Below are 19,310 nucleotides of genomic sequence, written 5' to 3' on the forward strand. Positions count from 1 at the left end.
CCGCGCTTGCCGCATGACGACATGGAGAGGTCGTGCGCACACAGCAGAGCATCGAACAGTTCGGCTACCGCCAGGAGTTACACCGCGGGGTCGGGCTGGCCGACCTCGTCTTCTACGGCCTGGTGTTCATGGTCCCGATCGCGCCCTTCGCGATCTTCGGGATCGTCTACGCCGAATCCGGCGGCATGCCGGTGCTGGCCTACCTCGTCGGGATGATCGCCCTGCTGTTCACCGCGTCGTCGTACGCGCAGATGGTCAAGGCGTTCCCGCTGTCCGGCTCCGTCTACAACTACGCGGGGCGCGGCATCGCGCCGCCGGTCGGGTTCCTCACCGGCTGGATGGTGCTGCTCGACTACATCCTCGTGCCGAGCCTGCTCTACCTGGTCGCCTCGATCGCCATGAACGACGTCGTCCCGGCCGTCCCCGTGTGGGCCTGGGTGATCGGCTTCGTGGCCGTCAACACGACGATCAACCTGCGCGGCATCCGCATGACGATCCGGCTCACCCGCGTGATGATCGTCGGGGCGCTGGTCGTGCTCGCGCTGTTCCTGCTGGTCGGGATCTGGGCGCTGCTGCAGGGCAAGGGGCGGGGGTTCAGCCTGACGCCGCTGTTCAACGGCGACACCTTCTCCTGGCCGATCGTCTTCGCCGCGGTCTCGGTCGCGGTGCTGTCCTTCCTCGGCTTCGACGGGATCAGCATGCTGGTGGAGGAGTCCACCGGCGGCTCCGAGCAGGTCGGCCGGGCCATGCGGCTGGCGCTGGTGCTGGCCGGGGTGCTGTTCATCACCCAGGTCTGGGTCGCCGCCCTGCTCGTGCCCGATCCGGACGGGTTGCTCACCAGCGGCTCCGACACCGCCTTCTACGACGCCGCGGCGGTGGCGGGCGGCGAGTGGCTGCGCGACGTCACCTCGATCGCCACGGCGCTGTTCTGGGGGCTGGCCAACACGCTGGTGGCCCAGGTGGCCGTCTCGCGCCTGCTGTACGCGATGGCCCGCGACCGGCAGCTCCCGTCGTTCCTCGCCAGGGTGTCGGTCCGGCACTCCGTGCCAGCCAACGCGATCATGCTGGTGTCGGCGCTGTCGGTCGGGCTCGGCATCTGGATGTCGGTCAGGGACGACGGCGTCGGCGTGCTGAGCAGCCTCATCAACATGGGCGCGATGGTGGCCTTCGTCGTCCTGCACGTGTCGGTGATCGTGCACTACACGGTGCGCGGCCGGTCGGGGGCGTGGTGGCCGCACCTGGCCGCGCCGCTGATCGGCATGGCGATCCTGATCTTCGTGGTGATCAACGCGAACGTCCTGGCGCAGGTCGTCGGGCTGATCTGGCTCGCGCTGGGGGCGCTGGCGCTGCTCGTGCTCTATCTGCTCGGCCGCCGTCCCGTACTCGGCGGCGTGCCCGCCGACCGGTTCTAGCGGCGCCGCCATGGACCGGCTGCCGCTCCACCACGACCTGTACCTCATCGCGCACGGCCAGGCCGGGAAACTGCTCATCCATCCGTCCTCGATGGCGCTCGGGCTGGCCGGGGCGGCGCTGCTGGAGCTGGCGCTGGACGGCCGGGTCGCGGTCGCCCGGGGCCGGGTGGCGGCCTCCGTGCCAGCCACGGGTGGCGGCGACGCCTTCGCCGACGACCTGCTCGCGCTCGTCGCCGGCGAGCCGGGCGACGTCCGTACGCCGATCAAGAGGGCGGCCGGCGACGCCTACGAGCGCACCCGCGAGGCCCTGACCGGCTCCGGGGTGCTGCGCCGCACCACCAGGCGGGTGATGGGCGTGCTGCCGACCACCCGCTACGAGCCCGCAGACATCGCCTCGGTGGTGCGCGCCTCGTCCGGCGCCCGCTCGGCCGTCGAGGGCTGGCGGCAGCCGGACGCGCGCTGCGCCGCGCTGTGCGGGCTGGTCGCGGTGCTGCGGCTGGAGGAGGAGCTCTACCTCGACCAGCCGTCCGGGCAACTGGTCGGCCGGCTGCGCGAGATCGCCCGCGAGAGCTCGCGCGAGGTCGCCGAGCTGGTCGGCGTCGTGGAAGGCCTGGTCGGGGAGGCCGCGGTGGCCGTCTACCGCTGACCGGCCGCGGAGACTACTTGTCCTCGCCGGTCTCCAGACCTTCCGGGTGGTGCACGGTGACGTCGTAGGTGGTCGGGAACAACCGGCGGAAGGCGGTGTCCACCCCGCCGCCGGCCTCGATGACGATCTTCGATTCACGGGTGATGTCCCGGACCTGCGAAACGACCACCTCGTGGGCCTGGTCCGACTGCCTGGGCCCGCCGGGCTGGACGATCTCCTGCTCTTCGGCCATGTCCGATCCTTCCATCCTTATGGGCATATATAGCAAGTCTCGCCGACCATCGCTGATCTGTGTGAAGTCATGGACGAGGCCGCGGATGGGAGCTACGCTCCGGTCGCCGGCACATGGGGGATTTGCGATGAGTTATACCTTGTTACGCGGCGTCTTCGTCATCCGCTACCCCGACTCGCCACGACACGGCCCCGAACCCGACGGTGACACCGTCAAGTTCAGGCCCGACAACCCCGCGCTGGTCGAACGGCTGGCCCGGCACTCCGGACGGCCCCCGGCCCTGAGCCGCCGCGGCGTGTCCGTCCGGCTGGAGGCCGTGGACGCGCTGGAGACCCACTTCGCCGAGACCCACCAGGAGCCCGCCGGCGCGTACGCCGCCCGCGACGAGCTGCTGCGCCTGCTCGGCTTCACGAACGTCGTCTTCTGGGACGACCTGCCCAACACGGTCCGTTCCGCCGACCAGGACGAGCTCCGCGGCCATGTCCTCACCAACGGCGTCGACGCCAACGGCCGGCTCATCGGCTTCGTCCGCGCGGGCGACCATCCCGGGCCCGACGGCGCGGCCGTGTTCCTCGACGCGGCGGGCGTGGACGACACCGTGAACGCCGCGCTGCTCGCCGCCGGGCTGGTCTACCCGGCGTTCTACGCGACGCTGCCCGGCGAGTTGCGTACGCATCTGGCCGAGGTGTCGGCGCAGGCCCGGCAGAAGGCGCTGCCGGGCGGCATCTGGCCGCGCGCGACCGGCGACCCCGGCGGTCCGGCCTCGATCGACGGGCTCGCGGCGGCCGAACGGCTCGTCCTGTGGCCGAAGCTGTTCCGGCGGCTGGTGCCGTACTTCGCCGAGGGGTTCACCGACCTCTCGCACTTCGACACCTGGCTGCGGGCCGACCCCGTGCACCGCGACGACCAGCTCTTCCTGCTCGACACGCTGGAACACGGCAACCTGCACGACGTCGTACGCGCCTCCGGGCAGCAGATCCAGCTCACGGTGTGGCCGGAGCGGTTCGTCATCGACCCCGACCCCGCGCCGCCCGGCGCTCCGGTGCGGCCGTCGTTCACCGCCGCGGGCGACGTGCTGATCGTGGCCGCCCTGCCCGATCCGCGCGGCCCCGACCACGGGAGCGAGTCCGTCACGCTGCTCAACCTGACGCCCGCCACCGTGGACCTCACCGGGTGGTCGCTGTCCGGGTCGTCCGGCGGGCGCATGGGGCTGATCGGCACTCTCGCGGGCGGCTCGACGATGCGGGTGACGCTCGGCGGGCCGCTCCGGCTCGGCAACCAGGGCGGCGGCCTCGTCCTCGTGGACGCCGACGGCACCACCATCGACCAGGTCACCTACAAGGCCGACCAGGTCCGCGCGGGGCGGACCATCTGCTTCGGCCGCTGATCTCCGACCCCGGGGAGGGCGCACATGGTGCAAGACTCGGACGGCGAACGGCTCTGCCCCCACTGCGGCTCCCCCACCCCACCCACCCTCCCCCACTGTCCCCAATGCCCCACCCCTGCCGCGCACGACCCCTCCGAGCAGGACGTGTACGGGCCCAGCGCCCCCGAGCAGGACGTGTACGGGCCCGGCGTCCTCGGGCGGGACGTGGACGGGCGCAGCGCCCCCGGGTCCAGTGCCCCTCAATCTGGCACCTCCGGGCGTAGCGGCCCCAGGTCCGGCGGCCCCGAGCACGGCGATCTCAGGCCCGGCGACCACGGGACCGGCGTTCCCGGAGTTGACGCCCATGGGCAGGGGGCGTCCGGGCCTGGTGGGGCCAGGGGCGGGGAGCGCTCTTCCGCCTCGCGCATGCCCGGCCGTCCCTTCCCCGGTTCGGCACGGTCGCATCAGCCCCTCCCCGACCCGCCCCGGTCCGGGCACCCCTACCGCGGCACCTCACAGCCGGGTCATCCCTACCCGAGCGCATCCCGCCCCGGCCCGCCCCCGCCCAGCCCCCGCCGCCCCGGACCGCCCCCGCCGCCTGAACCCTACGACCCCCGTTGGTTCGGGCCGCCCCTGTCCGGGCCGCCCCCGTCTGGGCCGCGCGCCTCCGGGGCGGGCGGGCCTCGGTCCGGCACGCCGTCGGTGGAGCCGTCACCGCCTGGAACTCGGCCCTTGGCGGGCGGCCTCGGCCCGTCGCGGGCCGGCTCGCCTCGGCCGGGTCCGTACCCCTTCCAAGGGGCGCCTCGGTCCGGGCTGTTCGAGGCCCGGCCGGCCGCGCCTGGTCTCGGGCAGGCTGATGGGGGCGCGCCTCCGGACGATCCCCGCGAGGCCGAGGAGCCGGTGGAGGGGCAGCGAGGGTGGTGGCGGCGGGCGTCCGTGCTGGTGAGCCTGGTTGCGGCGCTGGTCGCGGCGGCGCTCACCTGGTGGGTGGTCACGGAGGGAGGGGCCGCCCCGCGGCCGGTGATCGGTGCTGGGGACTCCAGCACCATCGCGTCCCAGCCGGGCGAGGGGGCCGCGGCTCCCGGCGCGACCGCGCCCGCCGCACCCACGGCATCGGCCGAGCCCAGGGCATCCGACGACCCGGCGGAACCCACGGCATCCGACGAACCCAACGAACCCACCGAATCCGCACAGCCGGCCCAGCCCGCCCGGTCCGCCGAAGCCGCCCCATCCGCACAGCCCACCGAACCCGCCCAGTCCGCCCGACCTGACCAATCCGACGGTCCCGCCCAGCCCTCCCGACCCACCGGGCCCGCCACCGCGCAGGCGCGAGCCATGAACGACGTGCTGGCCAGTAGCAACGCCTCCCATTCCGGTCTCACCGACGCCATCGTCGCCACCTCCCAGTGCCGCCGCAGCGGCCTGGACAGGATCGTGGACATCACGGCGGGCCGCCGCGACCAGCTCGCCGCCGCCCGCGCGCTCGCCGTGGACGCGCTCCCGGACGGGGCCGCCCTGCGGAAGTCCCTGGTGGCCGCGCTGGACGCCTCGTTCGACGCCGATGCCGCGTTCCTGTCCTGGGCGCGCCGCCACCTCGCCGGCGACTGCTCGGGCCCGGTGGCCGAGGACCGTGACTACCGGCGCGGCCTGGCCCGCTCGGAGGACGCGCGGAAGGCGAAGGCCCGCTTCGCCGACGCCTGGCGGACGGTCGCGAAGCGGTACGACCTTCCGGCGTGGCGCCCGGACCAGATCTGACCGCGACCCCAAAACCATGAGATGGGTGTTGACGGGAGGTGTTTGCGACATCTAGCGTTCCGGGCGGATCGGTGAAACATATCGCCATATGTCCGAAACTTTCGGAGTCGCCATGTTACGCGGGATTGTCGCGATCGCCCTGCTCGGCCTCCACCCTGTCCACCCCGCGCCGCCCCCGGCCGTCACCCTGGACGAGCACGTACGCCACCAGCAGATCGACGGCTTCGGCATCTCGCAGGCCTTCCGCCGCAACGAGCTGCTCAAGGCCCTGCCTGCCGAGCAGCAGCGGGAGATCCTCGACCTGTGGTTCGACCGCAAGAAGGGCGCCGGGCTGAGCATCCTGCGCCTCGGCATCGGCTCCTCCCCGGCCGGCAGCCCGTACGACCACATGGTCTCCATCCAGCCGGAGAACCCCGGCGGCCCGGACGCCCCGCCGAAATACGTGTGGGACGGCGACGACAACAGCCAGGTCTGGGTGGCCAAGGAGGCCCAGCGCTACGGCGTGCGGCGCTTCTTCGCCGACGCATGGAGCGCCCCCGGCTACATGAAGGACAACGGCGACGACAAGAACGGCGGCACCCTGCTGCCCGAGTGGCAGCGGGCCTACGCGAACTACCTGGTGGCGTACACGAAGTTCTACGCCAAGGAGGGCATCAGGATCACCGACCTGGGCTTCACCAACGAGCCCGACTGGACGGCCACGTACGCCTCCATGCGCTTCACCCCGGAGCAGGCCGCCGAGTTCGTCAAGGTGCTCGGGCCGATCGCGCGCGACGTCGACGTGGCGTGCTGCGACTCCTTCGGCTGGAACGAGGCCAAGGCGTACACGGCGGCGATCGAGGCCGACCCCGAGGCCCGCCGCTGGGTGAAGACGCACACCGGCCACACCTACGCCAGCCCCGTGGACGCGCCGCTGCCGACCGGCCGCAGAACGTGGATGTCGGAGTGGAACCCGAACGGCGACCGCTGGAACACCGCCTGGGACGACGGCAGCGGCTTCGACGGCTTCACGATCGCCTCGGCCGTCCATGACGCGCTCACGCTCGGGCAGGTCAGCGGCTACGTCTACTGGCTCGGCGCGTCGCGCGGCGCGACCAGGGCGCTGCTGCAGATCGACGACGTGGCGAAGACGTACAGCGTGTCGAAGCGCCTGTGGGCCCTGGCCGCCTACAGCAGGTTCATCAGGCCGGGCGCGGTCCGGGTCGGCGCCTCGGCGGCCGACCCGGCGCTGAAGGTGTCGGCCTTCCGCAACCCGGACGGCTCCCGGGTGATCGAGGTGCTCAACACGGGCACGGCCGCGGTCGCCTGGAAGGGCGTGCCTGGCCGGGCCACCGCGTACGTCACGAACAACGACAACTCCCTCACCCCGTCACCGGTGGCCGGCCGCACGGTGACCCTGCAGCCGCGGACGCTGACCACGGTCGTCGTCCGCTGACGGACCGGCGAGGGCCCGGACTCGGGTCCCCCGGGCCCTCGCCGCAACACTCAGCCCTTGCTGCCCGTGTGGGCGATGCCCTGGATGAACTGACGCTGCAGGAAGACGAAGACGGCGATCACCGGCAGCGACGCGATGAGCGAGCCGGCCATGAGCACCGGGTAGTCCGTCTGGTACTGCCCCTGGAGCGAGGCGAGCCCCGCCGACAGCGTCATCTTCTCGGGATCGGTGTTGACCACGAGCGGCCAGAACAGGTCGTTCCACGCCCACAGCAGGCACAGCACGGCCAGCGCGACCAGCCCGGGTCGGGCCAGCGGCAGCATGATCGACCAGTAGATCCGCACCGGCCCCGCCCCGTCGAGGCGGGCCGCCTCCTCCAGCTCGCGCGGCAGCGCGAGGAAGAACTGCCGCAGCAGGAACACGCCGAACGCGCTGAACAGGCCGGGCACGATGATCGCCTGGAGGCTGTTGAGCCAGCCGAGCCCGGACATGATCTGGTACTGCGGGATCACGAAGAGCTGCGGCGGCACCATGAGCACCGACAGGAACACCGCGAACAGCACGTTCTTGCCGGGGAAGCGCAGCCGGGCGAAGGCGTAGGCGGCCATGGAGCAGAACAGCACCTGCCCGGCCACCCGCCCCGCGGCCATGACCGCGGTGTTGAGGAACTGCTCGCCGAACGGCAGCAGCTCGAACACCTTCGCGTAGTTGTCCCAGCGCCCCTCGGGCAGCAGCGACGGCGGCACCCGGGTCGCGGAGCTGAGCGTCTTGAGCGAGGTGATCACCTGCCAGGCGAACGGCGCCACCATCGCCAGGGAGGAGGCGATGAGCACCGCGTGCACCCCGAGCGGCCCGCGTCTAGACATAGTGCACCCACCTGCGCTGGAGCCGGAACTGCAGAATCGTCAGCGCCGCGATGAGCACGAGCAGCGCGATCACGACGGCCGCCGCGTAGCCGCGGTCGTTGGTGACGAAGGCCCGCTCGTAGAAGAGCTGCACGACGGTCTGCAGCCGCCCGTAGGCCGGGTTGGCCCGCGCCGCCTGCCCCGACCCGGTCATGACGAAGACCAGGTCGAACAGTTGCAGCGAGCCGATCACCGAGACGATGGAGATGAAGAACGCGGTCGGCGACAGCAGCGGCAGCGTGATCGAGAAGAACTGCCTGACGCGGCCCGCGCCGTCCAGCGCGGCGGCCTCGTACGTCTCCTTGGGGATGGCCTGCATCCCGGCGAGGAAGATGATGAGGTTGTAGCCGACGCTGGTCCAGACGCCCACGACGACCAGCGCGTACAACGCGGTGTCCGGGTCGGCGATCCAGTTGGGGCCGTCGATGCCGACGACCGCGAGCACCTGGTTGACCAGGCCGTAGTCGCCGTTGTAGAGCCAGCGCCACAACATCGCGACCGCGACCGGCATGGTCACCACGGGCAGGAAGAACGCCGTCCGGTAGATCCCGGCGCCGCGCAGGCCCGGCACGTTCATCAGCGCGGCGAACACGATGGCGACCGGGATGCCGAGCAGGCCGAGCACGGTGTAGGTGACCGTGTTGAGCACCGCCTGGCGCACCTCGGGGTCGGCGGCGAGGCGGGCGTAGTTCTCCAGCCCGACCCACGTGTGCCCGCCGAACACCCCCCACTCGGTGAAGGAGAAGTACGCGGTCTGCAGCACCGGCCACAGGTAGAAGACCGCGAGCCCGAGTCCTGTGGGGGCGATGAACGCGTACCCCCACAGGGCCTCGCTCCTCGGCTTGCGCGTGGTCACGTCACTCCTTGGCCAGCAGGTCGTTCATCCCTGCCGCGAGGTCGGCGGCGGCCTTCTCGACGGGCACCTCGCCGGTCCACGCCTTGGTCAGGTGGGTGAGCTCCTGCTCCTGCCAGGCGGCGGTGTTCTTGGAGACGGGGTACGGCACCGCGTACGCGACCGCGTCCAGGAAGACCTTCAGCTTCAGCTCGGGGTGGGCGGCCACCCAGTCGTCCTGGGTGCCGTTGTAGGCCGGGATCGGGCCCTTCTTGCCGAGGATGTCGGCGGCCTGCTTCGAGCCGAGGAACTTGACGAACTCCCACGCCTCGGCCGGGTGCTCGGTCTTGGCGGACATCACGTTGGCCACGCCGTGGATGATGGTGGCCTGCTTCTCGCCCTTGGGCAGCGGGGCGACGTCCACCTTGTCCTTGGTGTAGTCGTTCTTGGTGAACTCGGCGACGTCCCAGGAGCCGCCCCAGTACATCGCGAGCTTGCCGGCCTCGAAGAGCTGCAGCGGCGCGGTGTCGGTCATGGTCTTGAGGTCGGGCGAGTGCCCGGCGGCGATGAGGTCGGTCCAGAAACGCAGGCCCTCGATGGTCTTGGGGTCGTCGTAGCCGGACTTCTTGCCGTCGGGCGAGATGACGTGACCGCCGGCCTGGTAGATGGTGTTGTACTGGTATTCCTGGAAACTCGTGAGCTGCGCGCCGATGGCGTGGACGCCCTTGGCGGGGTCGGTGAGCTTGGCGGCGGCCTTCTTGAAGTCGTCCCAGGTCCAGTCGTCGGCGGGATAGTCGACCTTGGCCGCGTCGAAGAGCTCCTTGTTGTACCAGACGCCGACCGTGTCCATGTCCTTGGGCAGGCCGTACAGCTTGCCCTCGTAGGTGTAGAGGTCGACCAGCGCCTTGGGGTAGACGGAGGAGTCGACCTGCTCCTCGATCGGCTTGATCACGCCGTTGGAGGCGTAGAGCTGGAAGTTGGGGCCGTTCATCCAGAAGACGTCGGGCGCGGCGCCGCCGCTGACGGCGGCCTTGAGCTTGGTCCAGTAGTCGGCCCAGGGGGTGAGCTGGACGTTCACGGTGATGTTCGGATGCGTCTTGGTGAACTCGGCGGCCAGTTCCCGCATCGCGTCCTGCTGGGTCGCGTCCCAGACGCCGTACGACAGCGTCACCTTCCCCTGCGCCTGAGCGCCCGTGCCGGCCTGCTCACCACCCGCGCAGGCGGAGGCGAGCAGCGCCGTGCAAAGGAGCGCCACGACGCTCCGTGCCGACTTCCACATCTCCCAGTCCTCTCCTCGAACGTGGGAGTAATCATGGAGTCCACGATAATTTTCTTCAAGGGGCCCTTTGTTACAGATGGCTCACGAGCGGTGTGCGGCCGTCGAGCACGCGCTCCTCGACGTGGTCGAGCGCCAGCCGCACCGCCCCGAGCACCACGGCCTCGTCGCCGAGCGCCGACATGCGCACCTCGGGCGTGCGGATGCACCAGCGGTCGAGCTCGCGCCGCAGCGGCTCGATGAGCACGTCGGCCGAGCGCGAGTAGCCGCCGCCGACCACGACCATCTGCGGGTCCAGCGCCAGGACCAGCGCGGACGCGCCGAGCGCGAGATCCCTGACGTAGCGGCGCACGGCGGTGACCGCCGCCCGCTCGCCGGCCCTGGCCGCCGCGAACACGTCGCCGGCCTCCCCGCCCGCGGCCTTGACCAGGTGCTCCTGGGCGCGGATCCAGCCGAGCGCGGGCAGCGCGCCGATCTCACCCGAGGCGCCGGCGAAGCCCCGGTGCAGCTTGCCGTCGATCACCAGGCCCGCGCCGGTGCGCAGGCCGGCCAGCAGGAACACCATGTCCTTGGCGTAGCGGGCCACGCCGCGCCAGCACTCGGCGAGCGCCGCGAGCTTGCTGTCGTTCTCCACCAGGACGGGTGCGGGGGCCAGCCGGCGCACGTGCGCGGCCAGGTCGACGCCGGTCCACTCGGGCAGCGCCTCCGACAGCATGACCTTGCCCGCGCCGTCCACCAGCCCGGTGGTGCCCACGCCGGACGCCCACACGTCGGCGCCGGTCAGCCCGGCCTGCTCCAGGCAGGCCAGCACGGCCCGGTCCACCGCCTCCAGCCGCTCGGCGCGGCCCATCTCCGGCGTGACGGCGACCCGGACGGCGGACGCGACGTCGCCGTCCAGGTCGGCGAGGGTGGCGCGGACGTTGTGCCCGCCGATGTCGAGACCGAGCACCCGGCCGGCCTCGGCGCGGAAGCGGTAGCGGCGGGCCGGGCGGCCCACGCCGCCGGGCGCCGGCTCCGCCTCGGCCAGCCAGCCCTTGCGCAGCAGCTCGCGGGCCACGTCCTCGGTGGAGGCGCGCGACAGGCCGGTGCGCCTGGCCAGCTCGGTGAGCGTCAGCGGCGGCCGCCCCTGCAGCGCCCTGATCACGGCGAGCGCGTTGAGCTGCCTGAGCCGCGACAGGTCGCCGCCGCTCACGTCCTCGGCCATCGGCCCCCCTTGCCGTCGACTGTCCAGAGCCGAATAATGATGGTCTCCATGAAATATAGCGGGGAAGGTTCCATGACTGAGGTGACTCTAGCCGTCGTGGGCGGCGGCCTGCGAGGGCTTACCTACGCGCGCCGCGCGCACGCCACGGGCGCGGGGCGCGTGGTGGCGGTGGCCGAGCCCGACCCGGAGCGGCGCGCCGCGTTCGCGGCGGAGTTCGGCCTGGAGCCCCGGCAGGCGCACACGGACTGGACGGAGCTCGTGGCGGCCGGGCGGGTGGCCGACGCCGCGGTCGTGGCCACCCAGGACCAGTTGCACACCGGGCCCGCGGTCGCGCTGGCGGACCTCGGTTATCACATTCTCCTGGAGAAGCCGATGGCGACGAGCGAGCCCGAGGCGACCGAGATCGCCGAGGCCGCCCGCCGCAACGGCATCATGCTGGCGGTCTGCCACGTGCTGCGCTACACGCCCTACACCCAGGCGGTCAGGAAACTGCTGGACGAGGGGCGGATCGGGCGGCTGATCGGCGCCCAGCACCTGGAGCCGGTCGGGTGGTGGCACCAGGCGCACTCGTTCGTCCGCGGGCACTGGCGGCGGCAGGACACCTCGGCGCCGATGCTGCTCGCCAAGGCCTGCCACGACGTGGACTGGCTGGTGCACCTGTTCGGCAGGCCGCCCGCACGGGTGTCGTCGTTCGGCTCGCTGTCGCACTTCCGTCCCGAGGAGCGGCCCGAGGGGGCGGCGGACCGGTGCCTGGACTGCCCGCTGGAGCCGTCCTGCCCGTACTCGGCGCCGCGGCTCTACCTCGGCTGCCTCGGCGACCCCGACCGGGAGTTCTGGCCGCTGTCGGCGGTCACGCCCGGCCGGACCGAGGAGGAGGTGCGCGAGGCGCTGCGCACCGGTCCTTACGGGCGGTGCGTGTACGCCTGCGACAACGACGTCGTGGACCACCAGGAGGTGACGATGGAGTTCGACGACGGCGCGACGTGCTCGTTCACGATGAGCGCGTTCACGCCCGTGGAGCACCGCCGCACCCGCCTGTTCGGCACCCACGGCTACATCGAGGGCGACGGGCGCACGCTGCGGGTGGTCGACTTCCGCACCGGCGGCGAGGAGACCGTGGACACGGTCGGCCAGGCGGGCCCGTCGGCGGCGGACGGGCACGGCGGGGGCGACGAAGGGCTGGCCGACGCGTTCCTGGCCGCCGTCGCCGCGGGCGATCCGTCCCTGCTGAGCACCGACGGCGCCGAGAGCCTGATGACGCACCGGGTGGTGTGGGCGGCCGAGCGGGCCCGCCTCACCGGCACGGTCGTCACGCTCTGAGCGCTGCTATCCGTACATCTTCCTGAGCGGGGCCTTGAGCAGCTTTCCGGCCGCGTTCTTGGGCAGCTCGGGCACGATCTGCAGATATTTCGGGATCTTGTAGCGGGCCAACCGCCCGTCCAGGTGCCGCAGCAGGTCGCCGGGCTCGGCCGCCGCGCCCGGCCGCGGCACGACGAGCGCCTTGCCCACCTCGCCCCAGCGCTCGTCGGGCACGCCGATCACCGCGCACTCGGCGACCGCGGGATGGCCGTAGAGCACGCTCTCGACCTCGGCCGGGTAGATGTTCTCGCCGCCGGAGATGATCACGTCCTTGATGCGGTCGGAGATGGTCACGTAGCCGTCCTCGTCGGCGATCCCGACGTCGCCGGAGCGGAACCAGCCGTCCGCGTCGAGCACCTCCGCGCTCTCCTCGGGGCGGCGCCAGTAGCCCGGCATGACGTTGGGGCCCTGGACGTACACCTCGCCGGGCTCGCCCGGAGCGGCGGGCGAGCCGTCGGGCGCGACGAGGCGGACGTCGGAGAAGAAGCACGGCACCCCGGCGCTCCCCGCCTTGTCGACCGAGCGCTCGGCCCCGAGGAACAGCGCGCCGGGCGCGGTCTCGGTCATGCCGTACCCCTGGAGGAACGTCAGCCCGCGCTCCTGGTAGGCCCGGATCAGCGGCAGCGGCACCGGCGCGCCGCCGCACAGCAGGTGGCGCAGGCTCGACAGGTCGGCCCCGGCCCAGCGCGGCGAGCGCGTGAGCATGCCGAACATCGACGGCACCCCGAACATCACCGTCACCCGCTCGAGCTCGACCAGCTCGAACGTGCGCTCCACGTCGAACGACGGCTCCAGGACGCACCGGCCGCCCTTGAGCACGGTCGGGACCAGCGTCTGGGCCAGCGCCGCGATGTGGAACAGCGGCGCGCTGACCAGCGTCACCTCGTCGGGCCCGAGCGGCACGTCGACCAGCAGGTTGACCGCGTTCCAGGTGAGGTTGCCGTGGGTGAGCATGGCGCCCTTGGGGCGGCCGGTGGTGCCCGAGGTGTACATGATCAGGCAGACGTCGCCGCGGCTCACCGGCTCGTCGATCGGGGCGGCCGAGCCGGTGGCGAGCAGGTCCTCGTACGCCGCCGCCGGCACGTGCCGGCCGGGCAGCCCGTCGCCGTCTCGGCCGGAGCCCAGCAGCAGCGCGGCCGGGTCGGCGTCCTCCAGGACGAAGCGCAGCTCGGGGACGGTCAGACGGGTGTTGAGCGGCACGAACACCGCCCCGAGCAGGCCCGCCGCGAAGAACGTCTCGACCAGCGCGGGCTCGTTCGGCCCGAGGTAGGCGACCCGGTCGCCGCGCCGCACGCCGAGCTCGCCCGCCAGGGCGGAGGCCAGCCGGTGGACGCGCTCCCGCAGCTCGCCGTAGGTGCGGTCACGTCCCTGGAACGACAGCGCGACCCGATCGGGCGTCATCCTCGCCCTGCGCGCCGGCCACGAGCCAATCCCCTGATTCCGCATCGGGCCTCCTCAGCCCCAAGTTAGGCCACGATGTGATCGCTGTCACCGTCCCGCCCGCGATCGAGACCCGCCAGGGAGTCGTCGGGGACGATGTCGAGCAACCGCTCCGCGACCGCCGTCGCCTCCGGCCTGAACCGCTCGTGCAGCGCGTGGCAGACCCGCTGGGCCTGCTCGGCCGGCCAGTCGCCGGGCAGGTGGCGCAGCGGCAGCCGGGGGTCGGTCCTGATGATCTGCAGCCAGCCGGTCAGCAGCGTCAGCGAGCGGGCCAGGTCGTCGGGGGCCTCCGGCGCGGGGTCGGGCCGGTCCCAGCGGCGCAGGAACTCCCGGTAGCGGCGGCCCAGTCCCTCCAGGTCGTACGCCTCCCGCACCAGCGCCTGCATGTCCGTGGGGCGGCGCGGCTCGGCGGCGAACACCTTGACGTTCGCGCCCAGGTCCGCGCGCAGGTCGTCGATCACCTCCGTCACGTCCACCTCGCCGGGGGCGATCCACAGGCCGTTCTGCAGCGGCCCGAAGCCGGACCAGACGAGCCGGGAGCGCAGCTCGTGCCGCTGCCGCTGCCACGACTCGGGCAGCGAGAACCCGATCAGCGTCCAGCGGTCCTCCGAGGCGTCGTTGACGACCCCGCTGTGCCAGATGCGCCGCTCGCCGTCCCGCAGCACCTCGTCGCTGGTGGGCGTGAGCCCGAAGTACATGCGCCGGCCGGAGCGGCGGCGGCGCAGCAGGCCGCGCCGGACCATGCGGGTCAGGGTCGAGCGGGTGGCCTCCTCCGAGATGCCGACCTTGGCGAACGCCTCGATGAAGCTGCGTGAGGAGACGCAGATCCCGCGCCGAAACACGTGATCCCCCAAAAAGGTGAGCATCACCGACTGAGGCCGCATGGACCCCTCCCCCACATCTTGGGCACTCTCTTGACAGCCGTAATGTACCTGCCTACATTCAGGGCCTCATCGCAGTCAGGAGGTCCTGAATGCGCAAGGTGCTGCCCGCCCTGATGGGCGTGGTCCTGGCCGTGACCGCCTGCGGCTCCGGCGGCTCAGGCTCCGGAGGCGGCGGCGGGGATCCGATCAAGGTGGGGCTCATCGTCTCGCTCACCGGCAACTACACGCCGCTCGGCAGCGAGGACAAGAAGGCCGTCGAGCTCGCGGTCGAACAGGTCAACGCGGCCGGCGGGCTGCTCGGGCGCAAGGTCGAGCTGGTCACCCGCGACGACAAGACCGCCCCCGACCAGGGCATCGTGGCCTACAACCAGATCAAGGGCGACATCGACGCGCTGATCGGGCCGGTCTTCTCCAACGCGGCGCTCGCGGTCGAGCCGCTCGCGCAGCGCGACAGGATGCCGTACCTGTCGCTCGCGCCCGCGCAGGAGCAGGTCGAGCCGATCAAGTCGTACGTCTTCGTCACCCCCGCCCTGTCCAGCATGTACGCCGAGCGCTACCTGCAGTACATCCAGGCCGAGGGCATCAAGACCATCGCGGTCGCCTGGGACTCCAAGAGCGCGTACTCGGTCTCCGGCCACCAGGCGATGACCGCGCTCGCCGGCAAGTACGGCGTCACGATCGCCGTCGACGAGCCGTACGAGACCACGAACTCCGACTTCAGCGCCCTGTTCCAGCACGTGCGCGACTCCCGCGCCGAGGCGCTGGTGTTCTGGGGCTCCGGCGCGCCCGGCGTGACCGCGGCCAAGCAGTACGTCGCCTCCGGGCTCAAGACGCCGCTGTTCCTGACCGCGTCCCAGGCCAGCAAGCTGTGGCTGGAGCCGATGGGCGCGGCGGCCGAGGGCATGACCGTGCAGAGCGCGATCGGCGTCATCGGCGAGCACCTCCCGGCCGGCAAGCAGAAGCAGGTCATCGAGCAGATGGCGGGGCCGTACCGGCAGAAGCACGGCTATCCGCCGCCGCAGTTCGCCCAGGACGGCTACAGCGCGAGCCTGCTGCTGTTCGAGGCGATCAGGAAGGCGAACAGCACCGACAAGGAGAAGGTGCGGCAGGCGCTGGAGTCGATGGACCTGGTCACGCCGAACGGCCGCTTCCGCTACTCCGCCACCGACCACTCCGGGCTCTCCCCCGAGTACATCTCCGTCAACACGGTCAAGAACGGCGCGTTCGTCCCGACCCCGTGGGCGGCCGAGCAACTGGCCAAGACCGTCGGCGCGCTGGGGTAGCGGGTGCTGGCCGTCCAGGGGGTCTCGCGTTCCTTCGGGGGCGTCTACGCCGTCCGCGACGTCACCCTCGACGTCGCGGACGGCGAGGTCTGCGCCGTCATCGGCCCGAACGGCGCCGGCAAGTCCACGCTGTTCAACCTCATCACCGGCCACCTGGCCGCCGAGCGGGGCGAGATCTCCTTCCTCGGCCGCCGGGTGGACCGGCTGGCCCCGCACCGGCGGGCCAGGCTCGGCATGTCGATCGTCTTCCAGGCGGCCCGCGTCTTCCGCGGCATGACCGTGCGCGAGAACGTCATGGTCGGCCTGCACGGCAGCACCTCGGCCGGGTTCGTCGCGGCGGCGCTGCGGCTGCCCCGCCACCGGCGCGACGAGCGCGAGATCGCCGCGCGGGCCGACGCCGCGCTGGAGCGGGTCGGCCTGGCCGACTGGGCGGACCGGCCGGCCGACCGGCTGCCGATCGGGCAGCAGCGGGCGCTCCAGCTCGCCCGCGCGCTGTGCGCCCGGCCCCGGCTGCTGCTGCTCGACGAGCCCGCCTCCGGGCTGCGCGGCCAGGAGCGCGAGCGGCTGGCGGAGCTGGTGGAGGAGCTGCGCGCGGACGGCCTGACGATCCTGCTGGTCGAGCACGACGTGGCGTTCGTGACCCGGCTCGCCGACCGGATCGTGGTGCTCGACCTCGGCCGGGTCATCGCCGACGGCCCGCCCGCCGAGGTCAGGAACGACCCCCTCGTCCTCGCCGCCTACCTGGGACAGAGCGCATGATGATCGAGGTGACGGACCTCGTCGTCGCGTACGGCGCCGCGACCGCGCTCGACCGCGTCACCCTCAACGTCGCCGAGGGCGAGATGGTCGCCCTGCTCGGCCCGAACGGCGCGGGCAAGTCCACCCTCGCGGGCGCCCTCGCCGGGCTGCTGCGCCCCGCCTCCGGCACGGTCACGGTCGGCGGCCGGCTCGCGCTGATCCCCGAGGGCCGCCAGCTCTTCCCCGACCTGTCGGTCGCCGACAACCTGGCGCTCGGCGGCTGGCGCTCCGGCGTCCGCGACCCGTCCGCCGTCTACGACGTGCTCCCCCGGCTGGCCGAGCTGGCGGACCGGCGGGCCGGCGTGCTGTCGGGCGGCGAGCAGCAGATGGTGGCGTTCGGGCGGGCCCTCATGTCCCGGCCCGACGTGCTGGTCGTGGACGAGCTGTCGCTCGGCCTGGCCCCGAACGTGACCGCCGGCCTCGCCCGGCACCTGGCCGAGCTCAACCGCACGCGCGGCCTCGCGGTGCTGCTCATCGAGCAGAACGCCCGGCTGGCCTTCGAGCTGTGCCGGCGGGCGTACGTGCTGGAGTCCGGCCGGCTGGTCACCGAAGGCGAGTCGGCCGCGCTGGCCGGCGACCCGCGCGTGGCGGGCGCCTACCTGGGCGGGGCGATCACGTGAGCGCCTTCCTCACCTACCTGCTGAACGGGCTCGCGGTCGGGTGCGCGATCGCGCTCATCGCGAGCGGCCTGGTCGTCATCCACCGGGTGACCGGGGTGGTGAACTTCGCGCAGGGGACGTTCGCGGTGGTGGCGGGGCTCTGCGCGTCCTCGCTGCTCGGGCTCGGCCTCCCGCACGGCGCGAGCGAGCTGGCCGCCGTGCTCGCGGCGGCCGTCGCCGGGCTGCTGACCGGTCTCGCCGCCGTCGGGCGGCCGGGGACCACGCCGCTGTCGTCGCTCATCGTCACGCTGGGCGTGGGCGTGCTGGCGTACGCGGTGGAGATCGTGCTCTGGGGCGACCAGCCGCGCTCCGCGCCCGGCCTCGCCGGGTCCGTCACCGTCGCGGGGGCGCGGATCCAGACCCAGCACCTGCTGGTGATCGCGGTGACGGCGGTGGCCTTCGTCGCGCTCGCGCTGTTCTTCGGCCGGACGTACCTGGGCAAGGCGCTCACCGCCTGCGCCTCCAACCCGTACGCCGCCCGCGTCGTCGGCATCGACGTGCGCCGGATGGGGCTGCTCGCGTTCGCGCTGGGCGGGCTGCTCGGCGGCCTCGCCGGGGTGCTGGTGACGCCGATGCGGCCGATCTCGTTCGACACCGACGTCACGCTCATCGTCAACGGCTTCGCCGCGGCCGTGTTCGGCGCGCTGACCCGGCCGGTGATCACGCTGGGGGGCGCGCTGCTGCTGGGCGTGGCCGAGACCATGGCCGCCGGCTACGGCTACGGCTCCCACCAGCTGGAGATCGCCCTCGGGCTGATGCTCGTCGTCATGATCGTGCAGGCCGGCCGCCGCCCGGCGATCTCCCAGGAGCCGACATGATCGTCCGACGCGCCCTGGGGCCGCTGGCCGCCGCCGCCGTCACGCTCGCGCTGCCCGCCGTGCTCGACGACAGCGCACTCGCCGTCTACGTCCTGCTCGGCCTCGCCGCCATGGTCACGGTCGGGGTGTCGCTGCTCATGGGGTACGCCGGGCAGGTCTCGCTCGGGCAGGGCGCCTTCTACGGGCTCGGCGCGTACACGGCCGCGCTGCTCGCGCTGAACGGCCTGCCGCCGCTGCTCGGCCTGCTCGCCGCGCCCGTGGCGGCCGCCGCGTTCGCCCTCGTCGTCGGCCTGCCGCTGCTGCGCCTGCGCGGCCACCACCTGGCCTTCGCCACGCTCGCCATGCAGCTCATCCTGCTCTCCCTCGCCGGGCAGCTCGAATTCACCGGCGGGGACATCGGCCTGCAGGCCATCCCGCCGTTCTCCGCCTGGTCGTTCGAGGCGGGCGGGGTGACCGCGTACGCGTATCTGACGTGGGCCGGGCTGGCGCTCGTCATGCTGGTCACGCGGAACGTCATCGCCTCCCGCCCCGGCCGCGCCCTGCGCGCCCTGGCCACCAGCGAGACCGCCGCCGCCTCGTCCGGCATCCCGGTGGGCCGCTACAAGCTCGCCGTCCTCGCCCTGTCCGCCGCCTTCGCCGGTCTCGCCGGGGGCATCTACTGCTTCTACACCGGGTACGTGGCGCCGGGGTCGTTCCCGGTGCTGATCTCGATCCAGTACATCGTCATGGCCGTGGTCGGCGGGCTCGGCACGATCTGGGGGGCGGTGGCGGGGGCGGCCGCCATCACCCTCCTCGTCCAAGGGCTGGACCAGCTCGCGAACCTGCCGGGGATGCCGTCGTACGCGCCGGGCGTGCTGTCGTACGCGGTGTACGCCCTCGTCCTGATCGCCGTGGTCCTCTTCCTGCCGAACGGCCTCGTACCGGCGATCAGAAGACTGCTGTCCAGGGAACGCCCCGTGCAGACCCGCTGACCTGGCACTCCACGTCTCCCGTCATACCGCATGAC

18 protein-coding genes are annotated in these 19,310 nt (G+C 72.4%); 11 read left to right on the forward strand and 7 right to left on the reverse strand.

Features of this window, described 5'->3' with window-relative positions:
• The first annotated feature begins 32 nt into the window (after nucleotides 1-32).
• Nucleotides 33-1,412, forward strand: a complete 1,380-nt coding sequence (locus ABD292_RS01600) for an APC family permease (RefSeq protein WP_344204655.1) — start codon at nucleotides 33-35, stop codon at nucleotides 1,410-1,412.
• Between the two features lie 10 nt (nucleotides 1,413-1,422).
• Entirely contained in the window at nucleotides 1,423-2,058 is a 636-nt protein-coding gene (locus ABD292_RS01605) for a GOLPH3/VPS74 family protein (protein ID WP_344204657.1), read from the forward strand.
• Between the two features lie 13 nt (nucleotides 2,059-2,071).
• Here the strand turns inward: ABD292_RS01605 and ABD292_RS01610 are convergent, their stop codons facing one another.
• Complete coding sequence (locus ABD292_RS01610) at nucleotides 2,072-2,290, reverse strand: hypothetical protein (protein WP_344204658.1); 219 nt, start codon at nucleotides 2,288-2,290, stop codon at nucleotides 2,072-2,074.
• A 127-nt stretch (nucleotides 2,291-2,417) separates the two neighbouring features.
• On the opposite strand from ABD292_RS01610, the gene ABD292_RS01615 reads away from it, so the two are divergent.
• The 3 genes from ABD292_RS01615 (at nucleotide 2,418) to ABD292_RS01625 (ending at nucleotide 6,846) form a co-directional block, all read left to right on the forward strand.
• Nucleotides 2,418-3,677 carry a lamin tail domain-containing protein gene (locus ABD292_RS01615; protein WP_344204659.1) on the forward strand — a complete coding sequence of 420 codons (1,260 nt, stop codon included), beginning with the start codon at nucleotides 2,418-2,420 and terminating at the stop codon, nucleotides 3,675-3,677.
• An 879-nt stretch (nucleotides 3,678-4,556) separates the two neighbouring features.
• Nucleotides 4,557-5,411, forward strand: coding sequence for a hypothetical protein (locus ABD292_RS01620; RefSeq protein WP_344204660.1), 855 nt, complete (start codon nucleotides 4,557-4,559; stop codon nucleotides 5,409-5,411).
• A gap of 112 nt (nucleotides 5,412-5,523) precedes the next feature.
• Complete coding sequence (locus ABD292_RS01625; protein WP_344204661.1) at nucleotides 5,524-6,846, forward strand: glycoside hydrolase family 30 protein; 1,323 nt, start codon at nucleotides 5,524-5,526, stop codon at nucleotides 6,844-6,846.
• Nucleotides 6,847-6,896: 50 nt separating this feature from the next.
• Here the strand turns inward: ABD292_RS01625 and ABD292_RS01630 are convergent, their stop codons facing one another.
• The 4 genes from ABD292_RS01630 to ABD292_RS01645 all read right to left on the reverse strand — a co-directional run bounded on the left by ABD292_RS01630 (nucleotide 6,897) and on the right by ABD292_RS01645 (nucleotide 11,063).
• A complete protein-coding gene (locus ABD292_RS01630) occupies nucleotides 6,897-7,712 on the reverse strand; it encodes a carbohydrate ABC transporter permease (protein WP_344204662.1) in 816 nt (271 codons plus the stop codon).
• Nucleotides 7,705-8,607, reverse strand: a complete 903-nt coding sequence (locus tag ABD292_RS01635) for a carbohydrate ABC transporter permease (protein ID WP_344204664.1) — start codon at nucleotides 8,605-8,607, stop codon at nucleotides 7,705-7,707. Before ABD292_RS01635 ends, ABD292_RS01630 begins: the two co-directional genes overlap by 8 nt.
• Before the next feature lies 1 nt (nucleotide 8,608).
• Entirely contained in the window at nucleotides 8,609-9,862 is a 1,254-nt protein-coding gene (locus ABD292_RS01640) for an ABC transporter substrate-binding protein (protein WP_344204665.1), read from the reverse strand.
• A 70-nt stretch (nucleotides 9,863-9,932) separates the two neighbouring features.
• Nucleotides 9,933-11,063, reverse strand: a complete 1,131-nt coding sequence (locus tag ABD292_RS01645) for an ROK family transcriptional regulator (RefSeq protein ID WP_344204666.1) — start codon at nucleotides 11,061-11,063, stop codon at nucleotides 9,933-9,935.
• Nucleotides 11,064-11,135: 72 nt separating this feature from the next.
• Between ABD292_RS01645 and ABD292_RS01650 the strand changes: the two genes are divergently transcribed.
• A complete protein-coding gene (locus ABD292_RS01650; RefSeq protein ID WP_344204667.1) occupies nucleotides 11,136-12,383 on the forward strand; it encodes a Gfo/Idh/MocA family protein in 1,248 nt (415 codons plus the stop codon).
• 6 nt (nucleotides 12,384-12,389) lie between these two features.
• Here the strand turns inward: ABD292_RS01650 and ABD292_RS01655 are convergent, their stop codons facing one another.
• Both ABD292_RS01655 and ABD292_RS01660 read right to left on the reverse strand, forming a co-directional pair.
• Entirely contained in the window at nucleotides 12,390-13,823 is a 1,434-nt protein-coding gene (locus ABD292_RS01655) for an acyl-CoA synthetase (protein WP_344204669.1), read from the reverse strand.
• 65 nt (nucleotides 13,824-13,888) lie between these two features.
• Nucleotides 13,889-14,746, reverse strand: coding sequence for a PaaX family transcriptional regulator (locus ABD292_RS01660; protein ID WP_344204670.1), 858 nt, complete (start codon nucleotides 14,744-14,746; stop codon nucleotides 13,889-13,891).
• An 89-nt stretch (nucleotides 14,747-14,835) separates the two neighbouring features.
• Here ABD292_RS01660 and ABD292_RS01665 point away from each other — a divergent pair, with 89 nt between their 5' ends.
• From ABD292_RS01665 to ABD292_RS01685, 5 genes are read left to right on the forward strand one after another with little or no spacing between them, the layout of a single operon-like run.
• The gene (locus ABD292_RS01665) at nucleotides 14,836-16,029 is read left to right on the forward strand and encodes an ABC transporter substrate-binding protein (protein ID WP_344204672.1); all 1,194 of its coding nucleotides are present in this window, start codon (nucleotides 14,836-14,838) and stop codon (nucleotides 16,027-16,029) included.
• Nucleotides 16,030-16,032: 3 nt separating this feature from the next.
• On the forward strand, nucleotides 16,033-16,788 hold the full coding sequence (locus tag ABD292_RS01670; protein WP_344204674.1) for an ABC transporter ATP-binding protein: 756 nt from the start codon (nucleotides 16,033-16,035) through the stop codon (nucleotides 16,786-16,788).
• Nucleotides 16,785-17,447 (forward strand): ABC transporter ATP-binding protein, encoded by a 663-nt coding sequence (locus ABD292_RS01675; RefSeq protein WP_344204675.1) that lies wholly within the window; start codon nucleotides 16,785-16,787, stop codon nucleotides 17,445-17,447. Before ABD292_RS01670 ends, ABD292_RS01675 begins: the two co-directional genes overlap by 4 nt.
• The gene (locus tag ABD292_RS01680) at nucleotides 17,444-18,304 is read left to right on the forward strand and encodes a branched-chain amino acid ABC transporter permease (RefSeq protein ID WP_344204676.1); all 861 of its coding nucleotides are present in this window, start codon (nucleotides 17,444-17,446) and stop codon (nucleotides 18,302-18,304) included. The genes ABD292_RS01675 and ABD292_RS01680 overlap by 4 nt, the downstream gene beginning before the upstream one ends.
• Nucleotides 18,301-19,275, forward strand: coding sequence for a branched-chain amino acid ABC transporter permease (locus ABD292_RS01685; protein WP_344204678.1), 975 nt, complete (start codon nucleotides 18,301-18,303; stop codon nucleotides 19,273-19,275). Before ABD292_RS01680 ends, ABD292_RS01685 begins: the two co-directional genes overlap by 4 nt.
• Nucleotides 19,276-19,310: the final 35 nt, after the last annotated feature.

Source organism: Nonomuraea bangladeshensis (genome assembly GCF_039529455.1).
Lineage (GTDB): Bacteria > Actinomycetota > Actinomycetes > Streptosporangiales > Streptosporangiaceae > Nonomuraea > Nonomuraea bangladeshensis.

Excerpts from the sequence above, each read along its gene's own strand:
- ABD292_RS01605 (WP_344204657.1), top strand. The coding sequence starts at position 1,423 with ATGGACCGGCTGCCGCTCCACCACGACCTGTACCTCATCGCGCACGGC.
- ABD292_RS01610 (WP_344204658.1), bottom strand. The coding sequence starts at position 2,290 with ATGGCCGAAGAGCAGGAGATCGTCCAGCCCGGCGGGCCCAGGCAGTCG.
- ABD292_RS01615 (WP_344204659.1), top strand. The coding sequence starts at position 2,418 with ATGAGTTATACCTTGTTACGCGGCGTCTTCGTCATCCGCTACCCCGAC.
- ABD292_RS01625 (WP_344204661.1), top strand. The coding sequence starts at position 5,524 with ATGTTACGCGGGATTGTCGCGATCGCCCTGCTCGGCCTCCACCCTGTC.
- ABD292_RS01630 (WP_344204662.1), bottom strand. The coding sequence starts at position 7,712 with ATGTCTAGACGCGGGCCGCTCGGGGTGCACGCGGTGCTCATCGCCTCC.
- ABD292_RS01640 (WP_344204665.1), bottom strand. The coding sequence starts at position 9,862 with ATGTGGAAGTCGGCACGGAGCGTCGTGGCGCTCCTTTGCACGGCGCTG.
- ABD292_RS01645 (WP_344204666.1), bottom strand. The coding sequence starts at position 11,063 with ATGGCCGAGGACGTGAGCGGCGGCGACCTGTCGCGGCTCAGGCAGCTC.
- ABD292_RS01650 (WP_344204667.1), top strand. The coding sequence starts at position 11,136 with ATGACTGAGGTGACTCTAGCCGTCGTGGGCGGCGGCCTGCGAGGGCTT.
- ABD292_RS01655 (WP_344204669.1), bottom strand. The coding sequence starts at position 13,823 with ATGACGCCCGATCGGGTCGCGCTGTCGTTCCAGGGACGTGACCGCACC.
- ABD292_RS01660 (WP_344204670.1), bottom strand. The coding sequence starts at position 14,746 with ATGCGGCCTCAGTCGGTGATGCTCACCTTTTTGGGGGATCACGTGTTT.
- ABD292_RS01665 (WP_344204672.1), top strand. The coding sequence starts at position 14,836 with ATGCGCAAGGTGCTGCCCGCCCTGATGGGCGTGGTCCTGGCCGTGACC.
- ABD292_RS01675 (WP_344204675.1), top strand. The coding sequence starts at position 16,785 with ATGATGATCGAGGTGACGGACCTCGTCGTCGCGTACGGCGCCGCGACC.
- ABD292_RS01685 (WP_344204678.1), top strand. The coding sequence starts at position 18,301 with ATGATCGTCCGACGCGCCCTGGGGCCGCTGGCCGCCGCCGCCGTCACG.